The 22,354-nt window shown below is 63.6% G+C and carries 18 protein-coding genes; 8 read left to right on the plus strand and 10 right to left on the minus strand.

Translation table 11 applies throughout. The features are described 5' to 3' along the window. Window positions 1-10 precede the first annotated feature (10 nt). From BBG20_RS13400 to BBG20_RS13435, 8 genes are all read left to right on the plus strand, one after another. Window positions 11-847, plus strand: a complete 837-nt coding sequence (locus BBG20_RS13400) for a 5'-nucleotidase, lipoprotein e(P4) family (protein WP_065904249.1) — start codon at window positions 11-13, stop codon at window positions 845-847. Window positions 848-862: 15 nt separating this feature from the next. Next, on the plus strand, window positions 863-1,456 hold the full coding sequence (gene pnuC, locus BBG20_RS13405) for a nicotinamide riboside transporter PnuC (protein ID WP_065904251.1): 594 nt from the start codon (window positions 863-865) through the stop codon (window positions 1,454-1,456). A 62-nt stretch (window positions 1,457-1,518) separates the two neighbouring features. After that, on the plus strand, window positions 1,519-2,337 hold the full coding sequence (locus tag BBG20_RS13410) for a transporter substrate-binding domain-containing protein (RefSeq protein WP_065904253.1): 819 nt from the start codon (window positions 1,519-1,521) through the stop codon (window positions 2,335-2,337). Beyond that, window positions 2,334-3,164: an amino acid ABC transporter permease gene (locus BBG20_RS13415; protein WP_065904255.1), complete on the plus strand. Its 831-nt coding sequence runs from the start codon at window positions 2,334-2,336 to the stop codon at window positions 3,162-3,164. The genes BBG20_RS13410 and BBG20_RS13415 overlap by 4 nt, the downstream gene beginning before the upstream one ends. A gap of 36 nt (window positions 3,165-3,200) precedes the next feature. After that, window positions 3,201-4,574 carry an LLM class flavin-dependent oxidoreductase gene (locus BBG20_RS13420; protein WP_065904257.1) on the plus strand — a complete coding sequence of 458 codons (1,374 nt, stop codon included), beginning with the start codon at window positions 3,201-3,203 and terminating at the stop codon, window positions 4,572-4,574. An 81-nt stretch (window positions 4,575-4,655) separates the two neighbouring features. Then, window positions 4,656-5,390 carry a UTRA domain-containing protein gene (locus BBG20_RS13425; protein ID WP_065904260.1) on the plus strand — a complete coding sequence of 245 codons (735 nt, stop codon included), beginning with the start codon at window positions 4,656-4,658 and terminating at the stop codon, window positions 5,388-5,390. Between the two features lie 344 nt (window positions 5,391-5,734). Then, a complete protein-coding gene (locus BBG20_RS13430) occupies window positions 5,735-8,005 on the plus strand; it encodes a TonB-dependent receptor (RefSeq protein WP_065904261.1) in 2,271 nt (756 codons plus the stop codon). A gap of 9 nt (window positions 8,006-8,014) precedes the next feature. After that, a complete protein-coding gene (locus BBG20_RS13435) occupies window positions 8,015-9,589 on the plus strand; it encodes an alkaline phosphatase D family protein (protein WP_065904262.1) in 1,575 nt (524 codons plus the stop codon). Here BBG20_RS13435 and BBG20_RS13440 read toward each other — a convergent pair. From BBG20_RS13440 to BBG20_RS33150, 10 genes are all read right to left on the minus strand, one after another. Then, complete coding sequence (locus tag BBG20_RS13440; RefSeq protein WP_083221389.1) at window positions 9,586-11,292, minus strand: dipeptide ABC transporter ATP-binding protein; 1,707 nt, start codon at window positions 11,290-11,292, stop codon at window positions 9,586-9,588. The two genes, BBG20_RS13435 and BBG20_RS13440, sit on opposite strands and share 4 nt — an antisense overlap. Then, window positions 11,289-12,143 (minus strand): ABC transporter permease, encoded by an 855-nt coding sequence (locus tag BBG20_RS13445; protein ID WP_177343944.1) that lies wholly within the window; start codon window positions 12,141-12,143, stop codon window positions 11,289-11,291. The genes BBG20_RS13440 and BBG20_RS13445 overlap by 4 nt, the downstream gene beginning before the upstream one ends. Beyond that, complete coding sequence (locus tag BBG20_RS13450) at window positions 12,140-13,090, minus strand: ABC transporter permease (protein ID WP_065904263.1); 951 nt, start codon at window positions 13,088-13,090, stop codon at window positions 12,140-12,142. Before BBG20_RS13450 ends, BBG20_RS13445 begins: the two co-directional genes overlap by 4 nt. After that, a complete protein-coding gene (locus tag BBG20_RS13455) occupies window positions 13,087-14,661 on the minus strand; it encodes an ABC transporter substrate-binding protein (protein WP_065904264.1) in 1,575 nt (524 codons plus the stop codon). The genes BBG20_RS13450 and BBG20_RS13455 overlap by 4 nt, the downstream gene beginning before the upstream one ends. Further along, on the minus strand, window positions 14,658-16,001 hold the full coding sequence (locus BBG20_RS13460) for an LLM class flavin-dependent oxidoreductase (protein WP_065904265.1): 1,344 nt from the start codon (window positions 15,999-16,001) through the stop codon (window positions 14,658-14,660). The genes BBG20_RS13455 and BBG20_RS13460 overlap by 4 nt, the downstream gene beginning before the upstream one ends. Window positions 16,002-16,014: 13 nt before the next feature. Continuing rightward, entirely contained in the window at window positions 16,015-18,459 is a 2,445-nt protein-coding gene (locus BBG20_RS13465; protein ID WP_065904266.1) for a TonB-dependent receptor plug domain-containing protein, read from the minus strand. 6 nt (window positions 18,460-18,465) lie between these two features. Further along, complete coding sequence (locus BBG20_RS13470; RefSeq protein ID WP_065904267.1) at window positions 18,466-19,422, minus strand: ABC transporter substrate-binding protein; 957 nt, start codon at window positions 19,420-19,422, stop codon at window positions 18,466-18,468. Between the two features lie 10 nt (window positions 19,423-19,432). Further along, on the minus strand, window positions 19,433-20,266 hold the full coding sequence (locus BBG20_RS13475; protein ID WP_065904269.1) for a class II aldolase/adducin family protein: 834 nt from the start codon (window positions 20,264-20,266) through the stop codon (window positions 19,433-19,435). A gap of 881 nt (window positions 20,267-21,147) precedes the next feature. After that, window positions 21,148-21,984, minus strand: coding sequence for an IS3 family transposase (locus BBG20_RS13480; protein ID WP_065899479.1), 837 nt, complete (start codon window positions 21,982-21,984; stop codon window positions 21,148-21,150). Beyond that, window positions 21,981-22,283: an IS3 family transposase gene (locus tag BBG20_RS33150; protein WP_065899480.1), complete on the minus strand. Its 303-nt coding sequence runs from the start codon at window positions 22,281-22,283 to the stop codon at window positions 21,981-21,983. Before BBG20_RS33150 ends, BBG20_RS13480 begins: the two co-directional genes overlap by 4 nt. Between the last annotated feature and the right edge of the window lie 71 nt (window positions 22,284-22,354).

The following is a 22,354-nucleotide window of genomic DNA, read 5'->3' on the forward strand; positions in this document are numbered from 1 at the left end:
CTGAGTGTTTATGCGTAATCTGATGTTTGCCAGTGTCTGCCTGCTCTCCACCGCCCTGGTCGGCTGCCAGCAGCAACCGCCCGCCAACGACCAACTGGACGCGGTGCTGTGGACCCAGACCTCCATCGAACACGAGCTGATTTATCGCCAGGTATTCGCCAGCGCCACGCGCCAGCTGGACGCCGCGCTGGCCGATCCGACCTGGGACGCCCTGCCCTTGCCGCCGCGCAACCTCGCCGGCCTGCCGCCAGCAGTGGTAGTGGATATCGATGAAACCGTGCTCGACAACGTGCCGCTCAATGCGCGGGACATCATCAACAACCAGGTGTATTCCTATGACCGCTGGAACACCTGGGTCGACCAGGCCAAGGCCCAGGCGCTGCCCGGCGCCGTAGCGTTCCTGCAAGCGGCCGATAAAAAAGGCATCACCGTCTACTACATCACCAACCGTGAACACAGCCAGGTCCAGGCCACGGTCGACAACCTGCGCCTGCGCGGTTTCCCGGTGCAGCGCAACGAACAGGTACTGGCCGCCAGCACCCCGACCGGCCACTGCGAACAGGCCGGCTATGGCAAGAACTGCCGCCGCCAGTGGGTGGCCGCGCATGCCCGTGTGCTGATGCTCGCCGGCGACGCGCTGGGCGACTTCGTGCAGGCCGAGCACAACACCCTGGCCGACCAGCGCAAGGCAGCCGAGCCGTACCTGGCCTGGCTCGGCCAACGCTGGTTCCTGCTGCCCAACCCTACGTATGGCAACTGGTACAGCGCGCCCTATGGCGACCAGGAAAAACTGCCCTTTGAACGCAAGCGCCAGCTCAAGCAACAGGCGCTGCCTCTAGAAAACTAGTCGTGTGAGAACCCTATGTCGCCACTGGAAATCGTCGCCGTGTTCTTCAACATCGCCGGGGTCTGGCTCACCGCACAGCGAGTGCGCTGGTGCTGGCCGGTCAGCGTGGTCGCGGTGTTGCTGTATGCCTGGATCTTCTTCGACGTGAAGCTGTATTCGGACATGCTCCTGCAGTTGGTCTTCGCCGTGCTGCAAGGTTATGGCTGGTGGCGCTGGAGCACCGGGCGCATCGAGGCGGGCAAGGTCCGCGTGGAACGCCTGCCACTCCGGGAGGCGTGGCGCCACCTGCTCGCGGGGCTGATCGGCGCCGTGGCCCTGGGCGCCGTGATGCACCACTTCACCGATGCCGCGCTGCCCTGGCTGGATTCGCTGCTCACCGCCTTCAGCCTGGTGGCGAGCCTGTGGGCGGCGCGCAAATACGTGGTCAGCTGGTGGCTGTGGATCCTGCTGGACGCGGCCTATGTGGGGTTGTTCCTGTACAAGGACCTGCAACTCACCGCCGCGCTCTACGCCGGCTTTGTAGGGCTGGCGGCCTATGGTCTGCGGGCATGGCAGCGTGACCTGCACCAACAGGAACATATAACCAAAGCTTCGGTTTACAGCGTTTAATATCATTAAACACAAGTGCATCTATCGCGTTTAAATATAAAAAACCTCGCTTGGATGCTTTTATGAACTTACGCACTGCCGCCGCGCTCAGCGTCACTCTCCTCCTGGCCAGCCCGGCGGTCTTCGCCGGGCAGACCCTGGACCGCATCACCCAATCCAAGCAATTGGTCGGCGTGCTGATGGAGAATTACCCGCCCTTCTCATTCCTCAACGAACAAAACCAGCTGGATGGTTTTGACGTCGACGTGACCAAGGCCGTCGCCGACAAACTCGGGGTGAAACTGAAACTCGAAACGCCGTCCTGGGAAGTCATCGCCGCTGGCCGCTGGAATGGCCGCTACGACGTGTGCATCTGCTCCATGACCCCCAGCGCCGCGCGCGGCCAGGTCTTCAACTTCCCATTCGAGTACTACGCCTCGCCGGCCGTGGTCGTGGTAAACAGCAACGACGACACGATCAAGTCGGCAGCCGATCTCAGCGGTAAAAAAGTCGGCGTGGGCAGTGCATCGACCTACGAGGCGTACCTGGCCAAGGACCTGGTGATCGAAGGCGCCAACACACCGATCGACTACCCGTTCAAGGCCGTGCAGGCGGTGCCCTACGACAACGAGACCATCGCTTTCCAGGACCTCGCGCTGGGCACCGGCAAGCGCCTGGATGCCATGGTCACCAACCTGGTCACCGCCAAGGAACGCATCGACCACGACCCACGCTTCAAGATCACCGGCGCGGTGCTGTACGCCGAGCCGAATGTGGTCGCCACCGAGAAGGGTGATCCACAATGGGATGCCAGATTGACGCAGATTCTCGCCGAGCTGAAAAGCGACGGCACGCTGGCGAAGATCTCGCAGAAATGGATCGGCTCAGACATCACCCAATGAGTGTTTTCCCTACCCCTCCGACCACGATCAAGCCACCCGTGGCCAAGCGCACACGGCTGTCGTTCCGTGTGCGGCTATGGCTGACCTGGGGCGTGATGCTGGGCCTGTTCACCGCGATGTTCATGAGCTTTGACCTGCAGTTCGCCATCGTCGCCGCGAAGTGGCAGAACCTGGTGGGGCTGCACCTCTCGCCCCAGGGCTTTCTGCAAGGCGCGGCGCTGACGCTGTTCTTGTGTTTCTGCTCGATCTGGCTGTCGGTGGCCCTGGGTTTCGCCACCGCCCTGGCGCGCCTGTCGAGCAGCGCCGTGGCGTTCGGGATCGCCAGTTTCTATGCCTCGTTCTTTCGCGGCACGCCCTTGCTGATCCAGATTCTGCTGATCTACCTCGGCCTGCCTCAACTGGGCGTGGTGCCCGGCGCGATCAGTGCCGGGATCATTGCGCTGTCGTTGAACTACGGGGCTTACCTCAGCGAGATCTTCCGCGCCGGCATTCTTGGCGTGTCCCAGGGCCAACGCAATGCCGCCGCTGCACTGGGCATGGGCCGGGCCGTGACGTTCTGGCAGATCGTGCTGCCCCAGGCCATGCGCACCATTATTCCGCCGACCACCAGCCAGTTCATCTCGATGCTCAAGGACTCGTCCCTGGTCTCGGTGATGGGCGTGTGGGAGGTGATGTTCCTCGCGCAATCCTATGGCCGCTCGTCTTACCGCTATATCGAAATGCTCACCACGGCCGCCGTCATCTACTGGCTGTTGTCGATCGGCCTGGAGCTGATCCAGGCCCGGCTGGAACGGCACTACGGCAAGGCTTATCTCCACGGGCGATAGTCTGTCGCCGCACTTTTTTTGCACGCAGGAAGCACCATGTCCGATCCTACCCCGCTGTTATTCGGTCTCTATGAACAAGCCAGTGTCGGCTGCGGCGGCGCGCCCAGCCTGTGGACCCACCCCAGCGATGAAAGGCTGGGCATCAATACCCTCAAATACTGGTCGAACCTGGCCCGCACGGCGGATGAAGCCAACCTCGACCTGATGTTTTTCGGCGACGTGCTGGGCTTTTACGATGTGTTCGGTGGCTCCGAAGCCATGGCGTTGAAATGGGCAGTGGAAGCTCCGGCCAACGATCCTTTAAGCATTATTCCGGCGCTGGTGGCACTCACCGAAAAGCTCGCCTTCGGCGTCACCGTGACCACCACCTACGAGCACCCGTTCACCCACGCGCGGCGCTTCAGCACCCTCGATCACCTGTCTGAAGGGCGGATCGGCTGGAACATCGTCACCTCGTACCTGTCCAGCGCAGCGCGCAATTTCGGCCTGGAGCAGATGATCAAGCACGACGACCGCTATGAGCGCGCCGAGGAGTTTCTCGACGTGGTGTACAAGCTCTGGGAAGGCAGCTGGGCCGATGACGCGGTGCGCGCCGACAAACAGGCGCACACCTACGCCGATGGCGCCCGCGTGCGGCCGATCGCGCATGCCGGCGAGCATTACCGCGTGGCCGGGCCGCATCTGACCTCGCCATCGCCGCAACGCACGCCGCTGCTGATCCAGGCCGGCTGGTCGGCGCGCGGTCGGCAGTTTGCGGCCAAGCACGCGGAGTTGGTGTTTATCGCCAAGTCCAATCCACTGGAAATCCGCCAGGGCCTCGAAGACATCTGGCGCCAGGCCGAAGCCCGTGGCCGCCGCGCCGCCGACGTGAAGTCACTGACCGTGCTGCGCATCGTCACGGCGCCCACCGCTATCGAGGCGCAGAAAAAATACGACACCTTGCAAAGCAACTATCACCTGCAAGCGCAGTTGGTGAGCTATGCCGGCGACACCGGCATCGACATCAGCCGCTACGCCGACAATGAAGCGCTGTCGACCCACACCGAAGGCATGACCTCCTACGTGATGAAACCCGATGGCAGCGGCAAGCCGCTGACTGCCGGCGAGGTGCGCCAGCGTTTTGCGAATGTCACCCGTGGCAGCGACCTGATCCTGGTCGGCACCCCGGAGCAGATCGCGCAAAAGATCGAAGAGCACGCCCGCATCTCGGGCACCAGCGGCTACATGCTCAACCCGCTGATCAGCCCCGGCTCGCTGAATGATTTTGTCGAACTGGTGATCCCGGCCCTGCAAAAGCGCGGCCTGTACCGCACCACTGCACAAACCGGCACGCTGCGCTCGCGGCTCAGCGTCGACGGCAGTGATCGCCTGCCCGCCTCGGCGCATGGCGCCTCGTTCCGCTTTGCATAAAGCCTGCGTGGGACCAGGTGACCTGCGCCGACAGGAACGGTAGAGTCTGCCCCACGTCATGCCTGCACACGGAACCCCAGGATGCCTTTCGACCCCATCTCGCCGCACTACCAGCGCATCCGCGAACAGATCGCCCACGACATCGCCGCCGGTGTACCCCAGGCCGACGAGAAATTTCCCTCCGAGCGGGAAATGATCGAACGCTTCGGCTGCACCCGCGTCACTTTGCGCCAGGCCTTGCAGCAACTCGAGGCCGAGGGCCTGGTGTACCGCGAAAACCGCCGGGGCTGGTTCGTCAGCCCGCAGCGCATCCGCTACGACCCGACGCGTATCAGCGGCTTCATGGATTACGTCAGCGCCCAGGGCCGCACACCCCGCACCGAATGCCTGCACGCCGAACTGCGCCCGGCCGGCGCCTGGCTGGCCAAGCGCATGGGCCTGGCCTCGACGCAGGAGCCGGTGTTTTTCCTGCAGCGACGCCGCTGGATCGACCGCCGCCCGGTGCTGCTGGAATTCAACGCACTGCTCGCCAGCTGGTGCCCCGGCCTGCTGGAAGCCGACCTCAATACCTCGCTGACCCAACTGCTGCGCGACCGTTTTGCGCGGGTGCAATCACGCTGTGAACTGCAGATGCACATCGGCACGGTGAATGAAGAACAGGCCGAGTTGCTGCAATTGTCGCCGGGCTCCACCAGTGTGTACCTGGAGCGCCTGAACTTCGGCGAGGACAACCAGGCGGTGGAATTCGACCAGGAATACTGGCGCCCGGATGCACTGTCGATCGTGATGGAGACGCGGTATCCGGGTACGCGCTGACCCTGTGGGAGCCGGCTTGCCGGCGAAAAACTTTCGGGCACCGCGTTGCGCCTGGGTTGCCGCGTCATTGTTGAAGATCTTCGCTGGCAAGTCGGCTCCTGCAAGGGTGTAACTGCCGCTGTTGCTTGCGTAACAACCTGCCGCCCGCGTGTTGCATAAGCAACGCGCCATCCGTGCCCGTTGAAAAATCCCCAATAAATTCATCGACTTAATTATGACAAAATGATGGCATATAGCTTGCTATCGATGTCAGCAGCTTACTCTTCAAAGAGCGGCCCCTGCGCGATGGGACGGCATTCCGCCTGCCCCGCGCTCAAGAATCGGATTTCTTAAGGGACCTTGCCATGCACTCGCTGCTTCGCAACCATCGCTACACCAAACCCGCCCGCCCATTTGTCCTTGCCAGTGCGCCCTTCATGGCGTTGCTGGCCGGCGATGCGCTGGGGGCCGACAACCAGACCACGACTGCCCTGCCCCAGGTCACGGTGACCGCCCAGCGGCATGAAGAATCCGCCCAGGACGTGGGTATCGCCCTGACCGCGCTTAGCGGCCAGGACCTGCAGAACAAGGGTGTGACCAACGTCAACGAGCTGCAGAACTACGTACCCAACCTCGACATCGCGCCGCAGTACGGCGGCGGCAACCCGCTGTTCCGCATTCGCGGCGTCGGGCTCAAGGATTACGGCAGCAACAACACCTCCACCGTCGGTGTGTACCTGGATCAGGTCGCCTTGCCCTACCCGATCCAGACCCAGGGCCAGCTCTTCGACCTGGAACGCGTCGAGGTGCTGCGTGGCCCGCAGGGCACGCTGTACGGGCGCAACAGCACAGCCGGCGCGATCAACTTCATCACCAACAAACCCACGCGTGAATTCCACGGTGGGCTGACCACCAGCTACGGCTCCTACAACGCCAGCAACGTCGAGGGGTTTCTCTCCGGGCCGCTCAGCGACACCCTGCGCGCACGCCTGGCGTTCATCACCGAACAAGGCGGCGCCTGGCAGGAGAACCGGGTGACCGGGCAAAGCCTGGGCGACAAGGACAACACCTCGGTGCGCGGCCAGTTCGATTGGGACGCCACGCCGGACATCAACTTCAACCTGACCGTGCATGCCGGCGAGGACAAGTCCGACAGCCGCGGCTCGTACCTGTACCAGGGGCTGAAACCCAACGCCAACGGCGCCGCCTACTCAAGCATCAGCCCGGAAAACGACGGCAAGAAAACCGGCTGGGGCCTCACCCCGGGCTTTGCCAAGCTCACCGGGCTGTCGGTGGGTGACAAGCCGCATCGCGACAACGACAACACCGGCTTCGCGCTCACGGGCACGTTCGACCTGAATGACCATTTGAGCGTGACCAGCATCACCGCATCCGACCGCTTCCGGCGCCGCGAATACATCGACTGGGACGCGTCGGTGATCCCGCAATCGGATGAGTACTTCGACTCCAAGATCGAAGTGTTCTCCCAGGAACTGCGCCTGGCCTCCCACGACAACGAGCGCTTCAACTGGCAGACCGGCCTGTATTTCGCCCAGGACCGCCTGGACGAAAACTTCTACTCGGACTTCAGCGCCAACCTCGGCTACGGCACCTACACCTCCTACACGCAGAAATCCAACACCTACAGCGCCTTCGCCCAGGGCGACTACCAGCTGACCGATAACTGGAAATTGATCGTAGGTGTGCGCCAGGAAAAAGAACACCGCGAACTCGAGGATTTCTCCACCCAGCGCATCCTCGTCAACAACGGCGTGTACCGTCTCGGGCAGTTGAGTTTCCCGGCCGCCGACAGCGACCTGGACAGCAACTCCACCTCCTGGAAGCTCGGCCTCGAGTACCAGCTCACCCCGTCGACCCTGCTGTATTCGACGGTCAGCCGTGGGATCAAGTCTGGTGGTTTTACCGCCTACAACTCCAGCTATGCCGAGCAGATCGCACCGGTCAAACCGGAAAAACTGCTGGCCTATGAAGTGGGCTTCAAGAGTGACTTGAGCGATACGCTGCGCTTCAACGGCTCGGCGTTCTACTACGACTATCGCGACCAGCAATACCAGTCGCAGGTGTGGATCAGCCAGGCGGTGGGCAATGTCGGCCGGCTGGTGAATATTCCCAAGTCGAAGATCTACGGCTATGAGCTGGAACTGCAATGGGAGCCGGTGTCGGGCCTGACCCTCGGCCAGTACTTCGGCACCAAGAAAGGCAAGTACGTCGACTACCAGGGCCTGAACAGCACCGCGACCCGCGCGGTGGGGTTTGCCTACCCGGTGTACACCGACTTCTCCGGCTCCAGCCTGACCAACTTCCCGAAAATCAGCTACGGCGGCCAGCTGCAATATGTGTGGGACGTCGGCGGTTTTACCTTCAGCGCCGAGAGCGACTACTCGTTCCACGACCGCATCACCGGCAGCAACGGCACCACCACCCAGGCCTACTGGCTGGCAAATGCGCGCCTGGGTGTGACGCCCAAGGGCAGCAACTGGTCGGGGGCGTTGTGGGCCCGCAACGTGTTCGACAAGAAATACGACCTGTACCACGGCTCGTTCCTGTCCAACGCCCAAATCGCCACGCCGGGCGACCCACGCACCGTGGGTGTCCAGGCCAGCTACAAATTCTAGGGACCTGTCATGACTTTTGATCTGAACCGCCGCCAGGCCCTGCGCCTGCTGGCCGGGGCGGCGGCTGCGCCCCTGGTGTTGCGTTACGGCAGCGCGCTGGCGAATGTCGCCACGCCATTCACGCTGGGGGTCGCCAGTGGCGATCCCTGGCCCGATGGCTTTGTGATCTGGACTCGATTGAGCACGCTGCCGCTGTTTCCCGGCAATGAATACGCGCTGCCGGCGAGCATCCCGGTGGACTGGGAAGTCGGCCTGGATGAACACTTCCAGCGTATTGCCCAGCGCGGACGGACCCAGGCCCTGGCGATCAACGGCCACGCCGTGCATGTGCAAGTGCATGGGCTGCAACCGGGCCGCGAGTACTGGTATCGCTTCATCGCCCTGGGCGAGCGCGGGCCGACCGGCCGCGCCCTGACCCTGCCGGCACTGAACGCCAAAGTCGATCACCTGCGCCTGGGCGTCGCTTCCTGCGCCCATTACGAGCGTGGCCTGTTCAGTGCGTATCGGCACATGGCCGACGAGCGTCCCGACCTGGTGCTGTTTCTCGGCGACTACATCTACGAATACACCAACGCCCCCGGCACACAAGGCCTGGCCCGCTCATACGGCGCCCCCGAAGCCACCGACCTGGCCGGCTACCGGTACCGCTACGCATTGCACAAGACCGACCCGGACCTGCAACAGCTGCACGCCGCTGCACCGTGGATCGCGACCTGGGACGACCATGAGGTGCAGGACGACTACTCCGGTGTGTCCTCCAAGGATCCGGGCGTGACCCTCGCGGCCTTCCAGCAACGCCGCGCGGCGGCGTACCAGGCCTTCCTGGAGAACATGCCGTTGCGGCGCCCGCCGCTGGGCAGCAATGGCAGCCCGCAGATTTACCGGCGTTTCACCTATGGCGATCTCGCCGCGATCCCGGTGCTCGATGGCCGCCAGTACCGCTCGCGCCAGCCGTGCTACCAGGCGCCGAATTTCGGCAAGGGCCACATGGAACTGAGCAGTTGCGTGGACCTCTCCGATCCCAAGCGCACGCTGCTGGGGTTTGAGCAGGAACGCTGGCTGTACGACGGTTTGCGCCGCAGCGACAGCCGCTGGAACCTGCTCGCCCAGGACCTGCTGGTGGCGCCGTTGCGGGCGGAACGGCCGGGCACCGATGGCGCGCGGTACTGGACCGACAGCTGGGACGGTTTCCAGGCGGCGCGCGGGCGGTTGATCGACAACCTGCGTGACAGCCGGGTGGCGAACCCGGTGGTATTGAGCGGGGACTATCACTCGTTCTGGGCCAACCATTTGTATGAGCGGCCGGAGGATCCGGATTCGAAACTGGTGGCGGCGGAGTTTGTCGGCACCTCGATCACCTCCAATGGGCCGAGCTACGAGGCGGTGCAGTCCATATTGCCGGCCAATCCGCAGATCCGCTTTTACGACAGTCGGCCCCGTGGGTATTTGTCGCTGGACCTGACACCGGAGCGCCTGGCGGTGAAGATGCAGGCGATCTCCGACCGCCTGGACCCCAACGCCACGGTGTCGACGCTCAAGCACTTTGTCGTGGAGAGTGGCAGCCCGCAGCTTATCGAGGCCTAAAGCTGCACCACCCTCCTGGCAGGAGCCGGCTTGCCGGCGATGGCGGTCGCCGAATTGACGCTCAAAGAAGGCGCCTCATCGCCGGCCAGCCGGCGCCTGCAGGGGGTGTGCTGGCCGGGAATATCGGCCAGCAGGCTACGGGTGTAGTCATGGGCAGGCGCGGTGAAGATCTGTTCACAAGCGCCCTGCTCCACCACCCTGCCCGCCTGCATCACCACCACATGATCGGAAATCTGCCGCACCACCGCCAGATCATGGGAGATAAACAGGTAGCTCAAGCCCAGCCGTTCTTGCAGGTCCGCGAGCAACGTCAGAATCTGTCCCTGAATCGACGCATCCAGCGCCGACAACGCCTCATCCAGCACCAGCAACTGCGGCTCCAATGCCAGCGCCCGTGCAATCGCCACCCGCTGCCGCTGCCCGCCCGACAACTCCATCGGCCGACTCCCCAGCAACCGCGCCGGCAACTCGACCTGTTCCAGCAAGGTCGCCGCGCGCTGTCGGCGCCAGGCGCTGTCGCCCAACGCAAAGGCCTGCAACGGCTCACTGATGATCTGCTCCAGGTTCAACCGTGGGTTCAGCGACGCATAGGGATTCTGGTAAACCACCTGGATCTGCCGCCGCAACGCCAGCCACTCGCGGCGCGACACGTGGCTGATGTCCTGCCCATCGAACACCACGCTGCCGCTGTCCGGCCGCTCCAACCCGAGAATCAGGCGCGCAGTGGTCGACTTGCCCGAGCCCGACTCACCCACCAGGCTGGTGGTGCCATGACGCGGCAGATGGAACGACACCCCGTCCACCGCCAGCGGTGTCGGGTGGCGCCAGCTCGAGAAATCCTTGCGCAGCCCCTGCACCGTCAACAGCGGCGTGGCCTCCACACGCTGCGCACTCACCTGCCGGCGTTGCTGCACCAACAAGCTTGGCGCCGCCTGCAGCAACTGCCGGGTGTAGGCATGCTGCGGCGCCTCGAAGACGCGACGGGCGTCGCCGGTTTCGACGATGCGCCCCTGGTGCATCACCAGCAGCCGGTCGGCGCGGTCGAGGGCCACGCCCAGATCATGGGTGATCAGCAACACCGCCGTGCCACGTTCACGGGCCAGGGTTTGCAGGCGGTCGAGAATCTGCCGCTGCACGCCCACATCCAGCGCGCTGGTCGGCTCATCGGCGATCACCAGCGGCGGGTCATTGGCCAGGGCGATGGCGATCAGCACGCGCTGGCGCATGCCGCCGGAGAGTTGATGCGGATAACCGCGTGCAACACGCTCGGCGTCCGCCAGCCCGACTTCGCGCAACAGTGCCAGGCTGCGCTGGCGCGCCAGCGGCTTGGGCACGCCGTGCAGGGTCAGGGCCTCGACCAGTTGGTGGCCGATGCGCTTGACCGGGTCGAGGGACAAGCCCGGATCCTGCGGCACAAAGCCCACGCTGCGCCCGCGAATGCTTTGCCACTGGCGTTCGCTGGCAGTGGTCAACTCCTCGCCTGCCAGCCGAATGCTGCCGGATTCGATCTGCGCGTTGCCCGCCAGCAAGCCCACCAAGGCTGCCGCTGTGGTCGATTTACCCGAGCCGGACTCGCCGACAATCGCCAGGATCTCGCCGGCCTTGAGCTGGAAATCAATGCCCGCCACGCCTTCGGTGCGCCCATCGCGGCCGTGATAGGCGATACGCAGGTCGCGTACGTCGAGCAAAAGGTGGTCTGTCATCGTGTGCCTCCTTGATCCTGTTGCAACGCCCGCGCCAGTTGGTTGGCCGACACCACGACCGCAGCCACGACCAGGCCCGGCAGGCTGGTGTACCACCAGGCGGCAATCATGAAGTTGCGCCCTTCGGCCACCAGCAGACCCCATTCGGGTTGCGGCGGTGGCGCGCCGAAGCCGAGAAAACTCAAGGCCGAGACCGACAGCACCGCACTGCCGAATTCCAGCGCGGCCAACGCGAGCACCGGCGCGCTGGCGTGGGGCAGGATGTGCCGCGCAATAATGGTCCACGGCCCGACACCACAGGCCGATGCGGCCTCGACAAAGGTACTCGCACGCCAACGCAACACTTCGCCGCGCACCAGGCGCGCGAAGGTCGCGACCGACGACAGGCCCACCGCCAGGGCGATGTTCAGCGTGCCAAACCCCAGCACCGTGATCACCGCCATGGCCAGCAGCAATGCCGGGATCGCCATCAAGACTTCCACCAGGCGCATCAGCACCGCGTCCACCCAGCCGCCGAAGAACCCCGCCAATACCCCGAGGAGGATGCCGCTGACCAGCGCAATCAGCACCGCCAGCAAGGTCGCGCGCAACGACAGCCCGGCGCCATACACCGTACGGCTATAGAGGTCGCGGCCGAGGTGGTCGGTGCCAAACCAGTGCACCAGGGACGGGCTCTGCAAGGCATTGGCCGGCATCCCGAGCAGCGGGTCGAAATGCGTGAACAGCTGCGGCCACAACGCCCAGCCCAACACCAGCAGCAGGACGATCACGCCCAGCGGCAGCAACGGGCGGCGGCGCAACGCGCGCAAGTGGCGCGGACGCGGCAAAACAGCGGTCAAGGCAAGGCTCATCGTGCGGCTCCGCGAATACGTGGGTCGAGCAACGGATACAACAGGTCGACCAGCAGGTTGACCGCGATAAAGATCAATGCCGCCAACACCACCACGCCCTGTACCACTGGAATGTCCTGGGTGCTGACCGCCCCCTGGGCCAGGCGTCCGACGCCCTCACGGGAGAACACGGTCTCGGTGACCACCGAGCCGGCCAGCAGCGAGCCGACAATCACCCCGCTCAAGCTGAGGATCGGGATCACCGCGTTGTGCAGCACATGGGTCAACAGCACCCGCAGCGGGCTCAATCCCTTGGCGCGCAGTGCATCCACGAATGGCAGGCGCGCGGTGGCGGCCAACGAGCGCGCCAGTACCTGGGCGATCACCGCGCTGGTCGGAATCGCGAGTGTCAGGGTCGGCAGGACCAGTGAGGCAAACCCCTGGTTGCCCATCGCCGGAAACCAGTGCCAGCCGAAGGAAAACCACTGCAACAGCAGCAGCCCCACCCAGAAGGTCGGCAACGACACGGCCACCGCCGGCAACCCGAGCAACAGGTCGCGCAGCCAGCGCCGGCGGGTCAGGCTGGCGACCAGCGCGAGGCTCACGCCCAGCACCAGCGCCACCGCCAGCGACACCAGCGCCAGGGCCGCCGTCTTCGGCAAGGCCTCTGCCAATGACGCCGATACCGGCTGGCCACTCTGGATCGAGTTGCCGAAATCCAGCTGCACGGCATGCCACAGGGCAATGCCGTACTGCACCGCCAGCGGCTCGTCGAGGTGGTACTGCGCGCGTAGCGCCGCGACTTGCTGCTGGTTGACGGTGCTCTGCTCGCCGCTCTGGTTGAGCATGATGCTCACCGGGTCGCTGGGCAGCGCGTACAGAACCACGAATGACAGGCTGAACGCCGCCCACAGCACCAGCAACGCCTGGCCACCACGGCCCAACAGGTACAGCGCGGTGCCCCTCATGGCTGCAACCAGGTGTCGAAGAACTGCAGCCGCGAGGACGCTTCGTAATGCAGGCCCTGGACCTTCTTGCCGTGGGCCAGCACCGTCGCCAGCTCCACCAGGGCAATCGCATGACCGTCACGCAGCAGCAACTCGCTGGCCTGGTCGATCAGCCCCTGGCGCTTGGCGCTGTCGAGGGTCTTGGACGACTCGCTCAACAGCCGGTCCACCTCGCCCGGTTCGCGTTTGTTGATGTTGTAGCCCCGGGCGTCATACACGGTGCGCAGCACGTCCGGGTCGGCGCGGGTCAGGTTGAGAAAGCGCACGCTGAAATCTCCACCGGCCTGGATCGCCGTGACCTGGCTGATGGTGGATTTATTCAGTTGGAAGTCGATGCCCACGCCCTTCAATTGCTGCTGTACCAGTTCCAGGATGGGCGTCTGCTGCCAGTAGTCCAGGCGAAACGCCAGGCGCTTGCCGTCCTTGACCCGCACGCCATCCGCGCCCACTTGCCAACCGGCCTCGTCCAGCAGCCGGCGCGCGCCGTCCGGGTCATAGGCCAACAGGCTGGAAAAGTCGCGGTACAGCGGCGTGCTGGTGGCGAGCAAGGCGGTGGCGGGTTTCTGGTAGCGGGAAATGATGCGCTGCAACTCAGCCCGGTCGATCGCCTTGTTCAGCGCCTGGCGCACCTTGATATCGGCAAACAGCGGCGTCGATTCATTCAGCGCCAGGTTGAACACCACGCCGGGATTGGCCCGGGTCAACAGCACCAGGCCCTGGCCTTCGATGCCCGGTTCATCCTGTGGCGCGACGCTGGTGTTCACCTCGATCTGCGCGGACGCCAGGCTGCCCAGGCGCACGCCGGATTCGGGAATGATCAGGAACTCGATGCCGTCGAGCCAGGCCTTGCCCGTGTGGGCCGCCAAGGAAGAACCCCAGGCGTAGTCCTCGCGCCGGCTCAGCGACACCTTCTGGTTATGTACGAATGACTTCAGTACAAATGGCCCCGAGCCGACCAACTGGCCCTGGCAGCGCTCACCTGACGACAAGGCCAGGTTGGCGGGCGACAACAGCCCCAGGGTCATGGTCGAGGTGGCTTGCAGGAATTGCGCGTTGGACTGCTCGAACTCGACCACCACCGTGTGGCTGTCCGGGGTGTCGATGCGCTTGAGCCCGGCCAGGTAGGTCGAGCCGAGGATCGAGCGCGCGCCCAGGGCCAGGATGCCTTCCAGGTTGGCCTTGACCGCCGCAGCGTCCACCGCCGCGCCGTCGCTGAAGGTCGCGCCCTGGCGCAGCACAAAGGTGAAGCGCCGCGAATCCGCATCCACCTCCCAGCGTTCGGCCAGCCACGGCACGATGGCGCCGGTGACCGGGTCCTGGTCGGTGAGGGAGTCCACCAATTGCCGCCCGACGTTCAGCGCGGTGTTATTACCCGCCTGCTGCGGGTCGACACATTGCGGGTCGCCGTCCAGGGCCACGCGCAGAGTGCCGCCGCTGTGGGGCTTGGACGGGTCGGCCTGGCTGACCTCGCCGGACGGGCCGCCACAGCCGGCCAGCAGCAGCGCCAACAGTGCGACTGAATACGGCTTCATGAACGCGCTCCCTGACGACGGTTGGCGATATACGGCAAGCCGAGGTTTTCGCGCAGGGTCTGGCCCTGGTATTCCTGGCGGAACAAACCGCGGCGCTGCAGCTGCGGCACCACGCCATCAGCAAAATCGGCGATGCCCTGGTGCAGCCCGGAGAACATCACGTTGAAGCCATCGGCGGCGCCACTTTCGAACCATTCCTGGAAGTCATCCGCCACACTTTCGGGCGTGCCGATCAGGATGCGATGCCCACCGGCGGTGAGCTTGTTGAACAGCTCACGCACGGTCGGGCGCTCGCGGCGGATCAGGTCAAACACCAGCTTCTGCCGGCTCTTGTGGGTGTTGGTGTCGAACTTCTCGGGCGGCAGCGGCACCAATGAATCGAACGGCAGCTCCGACAGGTCGAAACCCAAGCTGGTAAAGCGCGAGATCGAACTGAGGAACGCCTTCGGGTCCTGCAGCTCCTGCAGTTGATCGTATTTGGACTGGGCTTCGGCCTGGGTACGGCCGATCACGGTGGAGACGCCCGGCAGTACTTTCAGGTGCTCGGGGTTACGTCCCAACCCGGCAGCGGTGTGTTTGATTTCACGGTAGAACGCCTGGCCCTGCTCCACGGTGTGCTGGGCGGTAAAAATCAATTCCCCGGCCCGCGCCGCCAAGCGCCGGCCGGCATCGGAGGAGCCGGCCTGGGCAATCACCGGGTAGCCCTGCACCGGGCGTGCGGCGTTGAGCGGGCCCTGCACCTGGAAGTATTTGCCGTGGTGGTTGAGCACGTGCAGCTTGTCGGTATCCAGCCATTGCCCGGACGCCTTGTCCTGGATAAACGCATCGTCGGCCCAGCTGTCCCACAGGCCGGTGACCACGTCGTAGAACTCTTCGGCGCGCTCATAGCGGTCGGCGTGCTTGATGTGGTCGTCGCGGTTGAAGTTCTCTCCGCCGCCCAGTGAGGTCACCAGGTTCCAGCCGACCCGGCCACCGCTGAGGTGATCGATGTTGGCGAACTTGCGCGCAATGTTGTACGGCTCGTTGTAGGTGGTGCTGGCGGTGGCGATCAGGCCGATATGCCGCGTCGCCAGGGCCAGCGCCGGCAACAGCACCAGTGGGTCCCAGCGCACGCTGTTGGGGCCGCGCGCCAGGGCCAGGGGGTCGAGGTCGACGTTCACCGTGTCATTGAAAAACAACGCATGAAAACGCGCCGCTTCAAGCTTTTCGGCGATCCAGCGAAAGTGCTCGAAATCGCGGAACGAGTCGGCGGCGGCACTCGGGTGGCGCCAGGCCGACCCCATGATCCCGGCACTCGGAATGAAGGCGCCGAGCAGTATCTGTCGTTCTTGTTGGCTCATGTCGCAGTCCTCATCAGAAGGTGTAGGTCGCGCGGGTGTACCAGAACGCACCGTAGGGATCGAACGGCGAGATGCTGCCGAACTTGGGGAACCCGTTGATATCGCCTTGGGGGAACGCGTTGTTGTCGGCCTTGACGTTGAGCAGGTTGTTGGCGCCCACCGCCAGGTTCAGGTCCTTGGTGAGGTTGTAGGCCACCTCCAGGTCGGTGAGCCACTTGGCGCCGTAGGTCACGTCATAGGCCGGGTTGGTGTCACGGGCGATGACCTTGTCGTAGCGGGTCAGGCCGGCGTTGATGTCAAACTTGTCGACCTTCCAGTTGGCGCTGAGGATCAGCTTGGTCTTGGGGTTGGCCACGGTCAGGTATCCCTGGGCAACGCGGTCGAACAGCGCCAGGTTGCTGCCCACGGCGGTGAGTGCGGCGGGCGTCGACTTGATGCTGTCGATCGTGGTCTTGTTGTAGTTGGCCGCCACGCCATATTTGACGGTGCCGAAGGCGCCGTAATCGACGCGGTAGTCGGTGACCAGGTCGATGCCGCGCGTGGTGGTGTCGGCAGCGTTGGTGAAGTACTTGACCCGGTAGCCAGGGCGGAAGCCGTTGGCCTGCAGGATCTGGTCGACACCACTGCCGTAGAGGAAACCCGTCTGGGCGATGCGGTCGCTGATCTCGATCTGATAGGCGTCCACAGTGATATTCGCTTCGGGCACCGGCTTGTAGGCGAAGCCGAGGCTGATATTGCGCGACTTCTCCGGCTTCAGATCCTCTGCGCCAAGCGCCTGGGCCAGCGGCGAATCGACCCGCACCGACTTGGCCTCGACGAACTGCGCCACGCCATTGACGGTGGTGTATTGGTTGGCAGTCTGCGCATACACCGATTGCGACAGCGACGGCGCGCGAAAGCCGTTGCTGAGGGTGCCGCGCAAGGCGAATTCAGGGGTGAAGTCATAGCGCAACGAGAGCTTGCCGCTGCTGGTGTTGCCTGAGCTGTCGTCGTAATGCTCGAAGCGCCCGGCCACGCCCACATAGAGTTTCTCGGTGGGGTTGAGGCCCACATCCAGGTAGCTGGCGTAGCTGTTGCGACTGGCCTGGCCTTCGTCATCCGGGGTCAGGGTGATTGCGCCCTGGGCGCCCACCGCGCCGGGTTGCCCGGCCAGCGGACCGCTGGGGTAGACATAGCCGCCGTTGATGTAAGACAGCGGGTTGCCCGACTCGGTCTTGTAGCGCTCATGCCGATGCTCGAGGCCGGCCGAGACTTGCAGCGGCTTGCTCAGGCCGATGTCGAAGGCGCGGGTCAGGTCGAGGTTGTTGGTCCACTGGTCAAAATAGTTGGTGTAGGTGGTGAAGTGCGTGGGGCTCGAGGGGCCGAGCGAGGCGTTGAGGGTCTCGTCGGCGCCGGCCACGCCCTTGTCGCGGCCAAAGGTCGAACTCAAGTCCCAGTTCCACTCGGCGACCTTGCCCTTGCCGCCGGCCGCGACCTGGTAGTCGGTTTCGCGCAGGGTGTAGAAGGGCGCCGTACCGTCGGGGTAAATCGAGGGGATGATGTTGGTGGAGTTGGGCCGCCGGTAGTTCTGCCCGCCCCGCGCGTCGCGCTGGCTGAGGGTCGAGAACGAGTACAGGGTCACGTCGTCCAGGGGCAGTTCGGCGTTGTAGGCGACGTTGATCGCCTTGATTTTCGGCAGGCCGTTTTTCTGCACGTCCTTGTCGTTGGCCTCGCGCGGGTCCGGTGAGCCGTTGGCCTGCGGGTAGTAGAACGCGCCCGTCGCATCGCGGGCACGCACGGCGGTCTGCTGGGACTTGGCGTCCAGCGACAGGTTGAAAAAGCCGTCGTTGGGCAGCGCGAAACCGTTGTTCAGGGTCTGGCGAATCGTGCCGCCGTCGCCCTTGGTGTACTCGCCATAGGAGGTGCTGACCGAGCCACCGTTGTCGTTCTGCTTGAGGATGATGTTGATCACCCCGGCAATCGCGTCCGAGCCGTACTGCGCCGAGGCGCCGTCGCGCAGCACCTCGATATGGTCGATGGCGCTGACCGGGATCATGTCCAGGTCCACCGGGTTGGTGCCGTAGGCCGCCGTGGAGTCGAGGTTGATCACCGCGCTGTTGTGACGGCGCTTGCCGTTGACCAGCACCAGCACGTTGGAACCGTTGAGGCCGCGCAGGCTGTAGGGCCGCGCGATGCTGTCGTTGGACGTGCCCGAAGGCCGCTGGGAAAACGACGGCAGGGTTTTCTGCAACGCGGTCCGCAGGCTGCTGGAACCGGTTTTCTCCAGTTGCTGGGCGCTGATCACATCGATCGGCGACGGACTGCTGGTGACGGTGCGCGCCTCGCTGCCGCGCGAGCCGGTGACGATCACCGTGTCGAGCGTGTCATCGTTGGTGGCGGCGTAGGCTGGCAGCAAGGAAAAGCCGGCGAATATCAAGGGAGCGAGTTGCAGGGTGGAACGGTAGGCAATGGGTTTCATGGCAGGTCAACTGTTCAGAATAGGGTTGAAGTCGTCACGCCACAGCGGTCGTGCATCGACGCTCTGGCTGATCAAATGGTTGGCATAAAACAGGTCGGCCACCTGCTGCTGGGAGGCCATGGCGTCGGCATCGATGCCTTGCAGGCGGCCCGGCCGGCTGCGCTGCTGGAACTGGCGCAGGTACAGGGCACGATCGATGCCGGTCAGCGCTTCACTGCGCTCGGCCCAGCGTTCGGGATGGGCGTTGACCCAGGCCCAGGTGGCTTGCTCACGCCGCAAGAAATCGCCTACCTGGCTGCGGCGTTGAGGGTTGGCCAATACCTGTTGCGTGGTCGCAATCACGTAGTTGCCGGAGTAGTAGCGGCTGACGTCCGCCAGCAGTTCGCCGTCCATCTGGCTGGTGGCTTGCAGCGCGCTGATGCCGCCGGTGGCGATGGCATCCACATGGCCGTTGCGAAACGCGGTGAGCGCGTCCTGCATCGGCAGCGGTACCGCCGTCACATCGGCCAGGGACAGGCCGTTCTGCGCGAGCATGTTCAGCACAAAGTAGTGAGTGTTGGTGGCCCGTACGTAGCTGATGGTCTTGCCCTTGAGGTCCTGGACCGTGCGGATGCCAGCGCCTTTTTTCACCACCAGACTCGTGTCGTTGCGGTCGCCTGCGTACTGGGCCACCAGTGCAATCGGCACCTTGGCGATCGAGGCGAAGATCGGCGGGATCTCGCTCATGAACGCGTAGTCCAGGTGGCCGCTGCTCAGGGCTTCGAGTACCAGGTTGCCGCCGCTGACATCCACCCATTCCACCGGGTACGGCGTGTCGGCCTGGCCGGCGTCAGCCAGAAACGACGCGGCGGTGCCCTTGTAGCGCCACACGCGCAAGGGTTCGGCGGCCTGGGCGCCCAGCAGCGCGCCAGCCGCGAGGGTGCCGCCAGCCAACAGTAATTGCCGACGAGTCAGGGTGTGCATGGCAGCTGCCTCAGTCGAACAGGTCGGGTTCTTCGCTGCGGATCTGGTCCCACAGCGGCAGGAAGTTGAGCCAGGCGAAGAACTCGTGGCGGGCCTTGTCGATGCCGCCTTCCAAGGCGTCCGCCGGCGGCACCAGCGGCTGCCCGGCCGACCGCGCGGCGAGGTGCACGCGGGCGGTGTCTTCGGCGAGGATGAACCGCCAGGCGGCGCTTTCCACCGTCGCGCCGGTGACCCACAGGCCATGGTTCTGCCACACCAGCAGGTTGTTCTCGGCGAAGGTCTCGACGAACGCCTGGCTGACGATGTTGCGGTCCTGCTCCAGCGCGCCACTGGCGGTGCGCAGGGCGTGACGCGGGAAGATCACCTGGTCATTGAGGAAGGCGCCGGACTCGGCGGTGATCGGCTCGAACAGTTGGCCCAGCGACGACCAGACGCGGCCATGAAAACCATGAAAGTGCGCAATGCCGACCACGTCCGGGCGCGCCTGTTGCAGGTCGTGGTGCAGTTCCAGGGCGCTGGTATTCAGCAGGCCCTCGCCTTCCACCACTTGGCCATTGCCATCGACGCGCAACAAGTGCGACACGGTGATCTGCGAGAACGGCACGCCCAGCGGGTTGATCCAGTACTGCTCGGGATGGACCGGGTCGCGGGCGGTGAAATGTCCCGCCACGCCTACCTCGAAACCCAGGCGGCCGAACAGGCGGTAGGCGGCGGCCAGGCGCTGCTTGCGGTGCAGGCGCTCTTGCAGCGGGTCGTCATGGGTGGGTACGGCGCCCAGCGCCAGGCGATTATTGTCGTAGGGCAAGGTGTAGATGGTTTGCGGGAACAGCGTGGAATGACTCATACAGGCAACCCCTGATCAGGCAGTTTTTATAGGCGAGCGAATCCGTGGCTCGGCAGGGCCGGCAGTGAAAACGCAAGGACGGTGTGGCGGCGGGAAGTGTGGTCAGGTCGTCATGATCAGGGGGGCCCTCGCAGGTGGGTATAGTCGGTGCTCACCTCCACCATGCGAGGGGTCGGGTCGAGTGTGTTGTCGCTGGGTTGAAAGGTATTCGTCTAAGAAACGTCTGTAAAAGGCTTTGTAGTCATATGCTAATAATCAGCTTTTTTTAATATGCTTGCGGTGGATGATCAGTTAATTGCATTTTTTGGGGTTTGAGGGGATGGGGGTTGGGGGGCATATCCGTTATTTGGGTGATGGTTGACTATGGTTCCGCTCTTACAGCGGGTCACTTTTGGAAAAGAGCCCCAAAAGTAACCAAAAAGGCTCTTGCCCCAACACTCGGCACCTCGCCTAGGCTCGGTGTGCCCGTAATCCGACATTGATTTGGGGGGCCGCCGCCACGCGCCATCCATGGCGCGGGGCGGCTAAACCGGCATCCCTGTCGGTTTACCCCCCAAATCAATATCGAATTCCGGCCAGCGTGTTTGATGGGGCGCCTAGATCAAGATCAAGATCAAGATCAAAAGCAAAAGCACGGCGGCCTGGTAGCCGGCCTGAGTGGTTAGATCAAGAGCGGATATGTGTAGGAGCTGGCTGCCTGCTCCCACAGGGGCTCAAGGTATGGCTCAGGCACCCGGGTATATGGAGATCAAATGTGGGAGCTGGCTTGCCTGCGATGGTCGTTAACGATGACGCGGAAGAATCAGAATGCACGCGGCGCACTCACATTTTTTCGCCGGCAAGCTGAACTGGTCAAGTAATCTTGGACACCGATTAAGGTTTCACGCCACCAGCTTCTCCCTGGCGACTGGTGACCGATAGTCGTTGTAGCTATGCGGCCTGGTGATGTTGTAGCGCGATACATAGCGCTGCACATCCGCTCGGGCCTCATGTTCCGACCCGTAGCCTGCTTCTGGCACCCACTCTGATTTCAAACTTCCAAAGAAACGCTCCATCGGAGCGTTATCCCAGCATTCGCCTTTACGGCTCATGCTTTGTCGGAGTCCATGTTCCAGCAGTTCATTTCTGAATTTATGGCTGGTGTACTGGCAACCTTGGTCGGAGTGAAACAGTACGTCTTTTGGGCGACCGCGCAGTTCAATCGCCATGCGCAGGGCTTCGCAGGTCAGCGTGGCATCAGAGATCATCGAAAACGACCAGCCCACAATCCGGCGAGCGAACAAGTCCAGAACCGCCGCAAAATACAGCCAACGCTTGCCGACTTTGATGTACGTCACGTCCCCACACCACACCTGATTGACCGTCGCAACATCAAACTTGCGTTTGAGCACATGCGGTGCCACCAAAGCCTCCACGCCAGGTGACTTGTACTTATGGCGCCGGCGTTGACGGCTGACAATGCCTGCTTCTCGCATCAAGCTGCGAGCCATGAACCGCCCGACATCATGCCCGCCGGCTTGCAGCTGTTTAGCCAAGGTACGAGCGCCCGCAGACTCTCTCGACGCCCTGTGGTGCTTGACCAGCATAGCCTTGAGTTTCTCTCGCTTAGGGCTCACCTTGCCTTGGCGCTGACGCCATGCGTAAAAGCTACTGCGGTTTATTCCGAACACACGACAGCAATCGTTAACGCCGTACTGCTCGCCCAGCTCACAGATCAACGAGAGTGATCTTTGGCGTCCAAAAGCAGGAGAGCACTGGCCTTTTTTAGGATTTCGATATCCCGGTCTCTTTGCCTGAGCAAGGCTTTAAGTTCCTGGATCTCTCGCTGATCCGCGGTAATCGCCTTGGCTCCCACCGGAGTCGAGCCCAAGCGTTCCTTGCGAACTTGATCGACCCAGCGGCGCAAGGCCGTAGGGCCAATATCCAAGCTGGCACAGACCTCGGGAACCGACTGCCCCTCGTCCAGCACCATGCTGGCAGCCTTGAGTTTGAACTCACATGAATAAGATTTACGCATATCCAAACACCTCAGATTTGGACGCCATCATAGCGCCCGATTGAGGTGTCCAAAATCATTAGGCCAGTTCA

This window comes from Pseudomonas aylmerensis (assembly GCF_001702265.1).
Taxonomy (GTDB): Bacteria; Pseudomonadota; Gammaproteobacteria; order Pseudomonadales; family Pseudomonadaceae; genus Aquipseudomonas; species Aquipseudomonas aylmerensis.

Coding starts and splice junctions, on each gene's coding strand:
- BBG20_RS13400 (WP_065904249.1), top strand. CDS start 11: ATGCGTAATCTGATGTTTGCCAGTGTCTGCCTGCTCTCCACCGCCCTG.
- pnuC (WP_065904251.1), top strand. CDS start 863: ATGTCGCCACTGGAAATCGTCGCCGTGTTCTTCAACATCGCCGGGGTC.
- BBG20_RS13410 (WP_065904253.1), top strand. CDS start 1,519: ATGAACTTACGCACTGCCGCCGCGCTCAGCGTCACTCTCCTCCTGGCC.
- BBG20_RS13415 (WP_065904255.1), top strand. CDS start 2,334: ATGAGTGTTTTCCCTACCCCTCCGACCACGATCAAGCCACCCGTGGCC.
- BBG20_RS13420 (WP_065904257.1), top strand. CDS start 3,201: ATGTCCGATCCTACCCCGCTGTTATTCGGTCTCTATGAACAAGCCAGT.
- BBG20_RS13425 (WP_065904260.1), top strand. CDS start 4,656: ATGCCTTTCGACCCCATCTCGCCGCACTACCAGCGCATCCGCGAACAG.
- BBG20_RS13430 (WP_065904261.1), top strand. CDS start 5,735: ATGCACTCGCTGCTTCGCAACCATCGCTACACCAAACCCGCCCGCCCA.
- BBG20_RS13435 (WP_065904262.1), top strand. CDS start 8,015: ATGACTTTTGATCTGAACCGCCGCCAGGCCCTGCGCCTGCTGGCCGGG.
- BBG20_RS13440 (WP_083221389.1), bottom strand. CDS start 11,292: ATGACAGACCACCTTTTGCTCGACGTACGCGACCTGCGTATCGCCTAT.
- BBG20_RS13445 (WP_177343944.1), bottom strand. CDS start 12,143: ATGAGCCTTGCCTTGACCGCTGTTTTGCCGCGTCCGCGCCACTTGCGC.
- BBG20_RS13450 (WP_065904263.1), bottom strand. CDS start 13,090: ATGAGGGGCACCGCGCTGTACCTGTTGGGCCGTGGTGGCCAGGCGTTG.
- BBG20_RS13455 (WP_065904264.1), bottom strand. CDS start 14,661: ATGAAGCCGTATTCAGTCGCACTGTTGGCGCTGCTGCTGGCCGGCTGT.
- BBG20_RS13460 (WP_065904265.1), bottom strand. CDS start 16,001: ATGAGCCAACAAGAACGACAGATACTGCTCGGCGCCTTCATTCCGAGT.
- BBG20_RS13465 (WP_065904266.1), bottom strand. CDS start 18,459: ATGAAACCCATTGCCTACCGTTCCACCCTGCAACTCGCTCCCTTGATA.
- BBG20_RS13470 (WP_065904267.1), bottom strand. CDS start 19,422: ATGCACACCCTGACTCGTCGGCAATTACTGTTGGCTGGCGGCACCCTC.
- BBG20_RS13475 (WP_065904269.1), bottom strand. CDS start 20,266: ATGAGTCATTCCACGCTGTTCCCGCAAACCATCTACACCTTGCCCTAC.
- BBG20_RS33150 (WP_065899480.1), bottom strand. CDS start 22,283: ATGCGTAAATCTTATTCATGTGAGTTCAAACTCAAGGCTGCCAGCATG.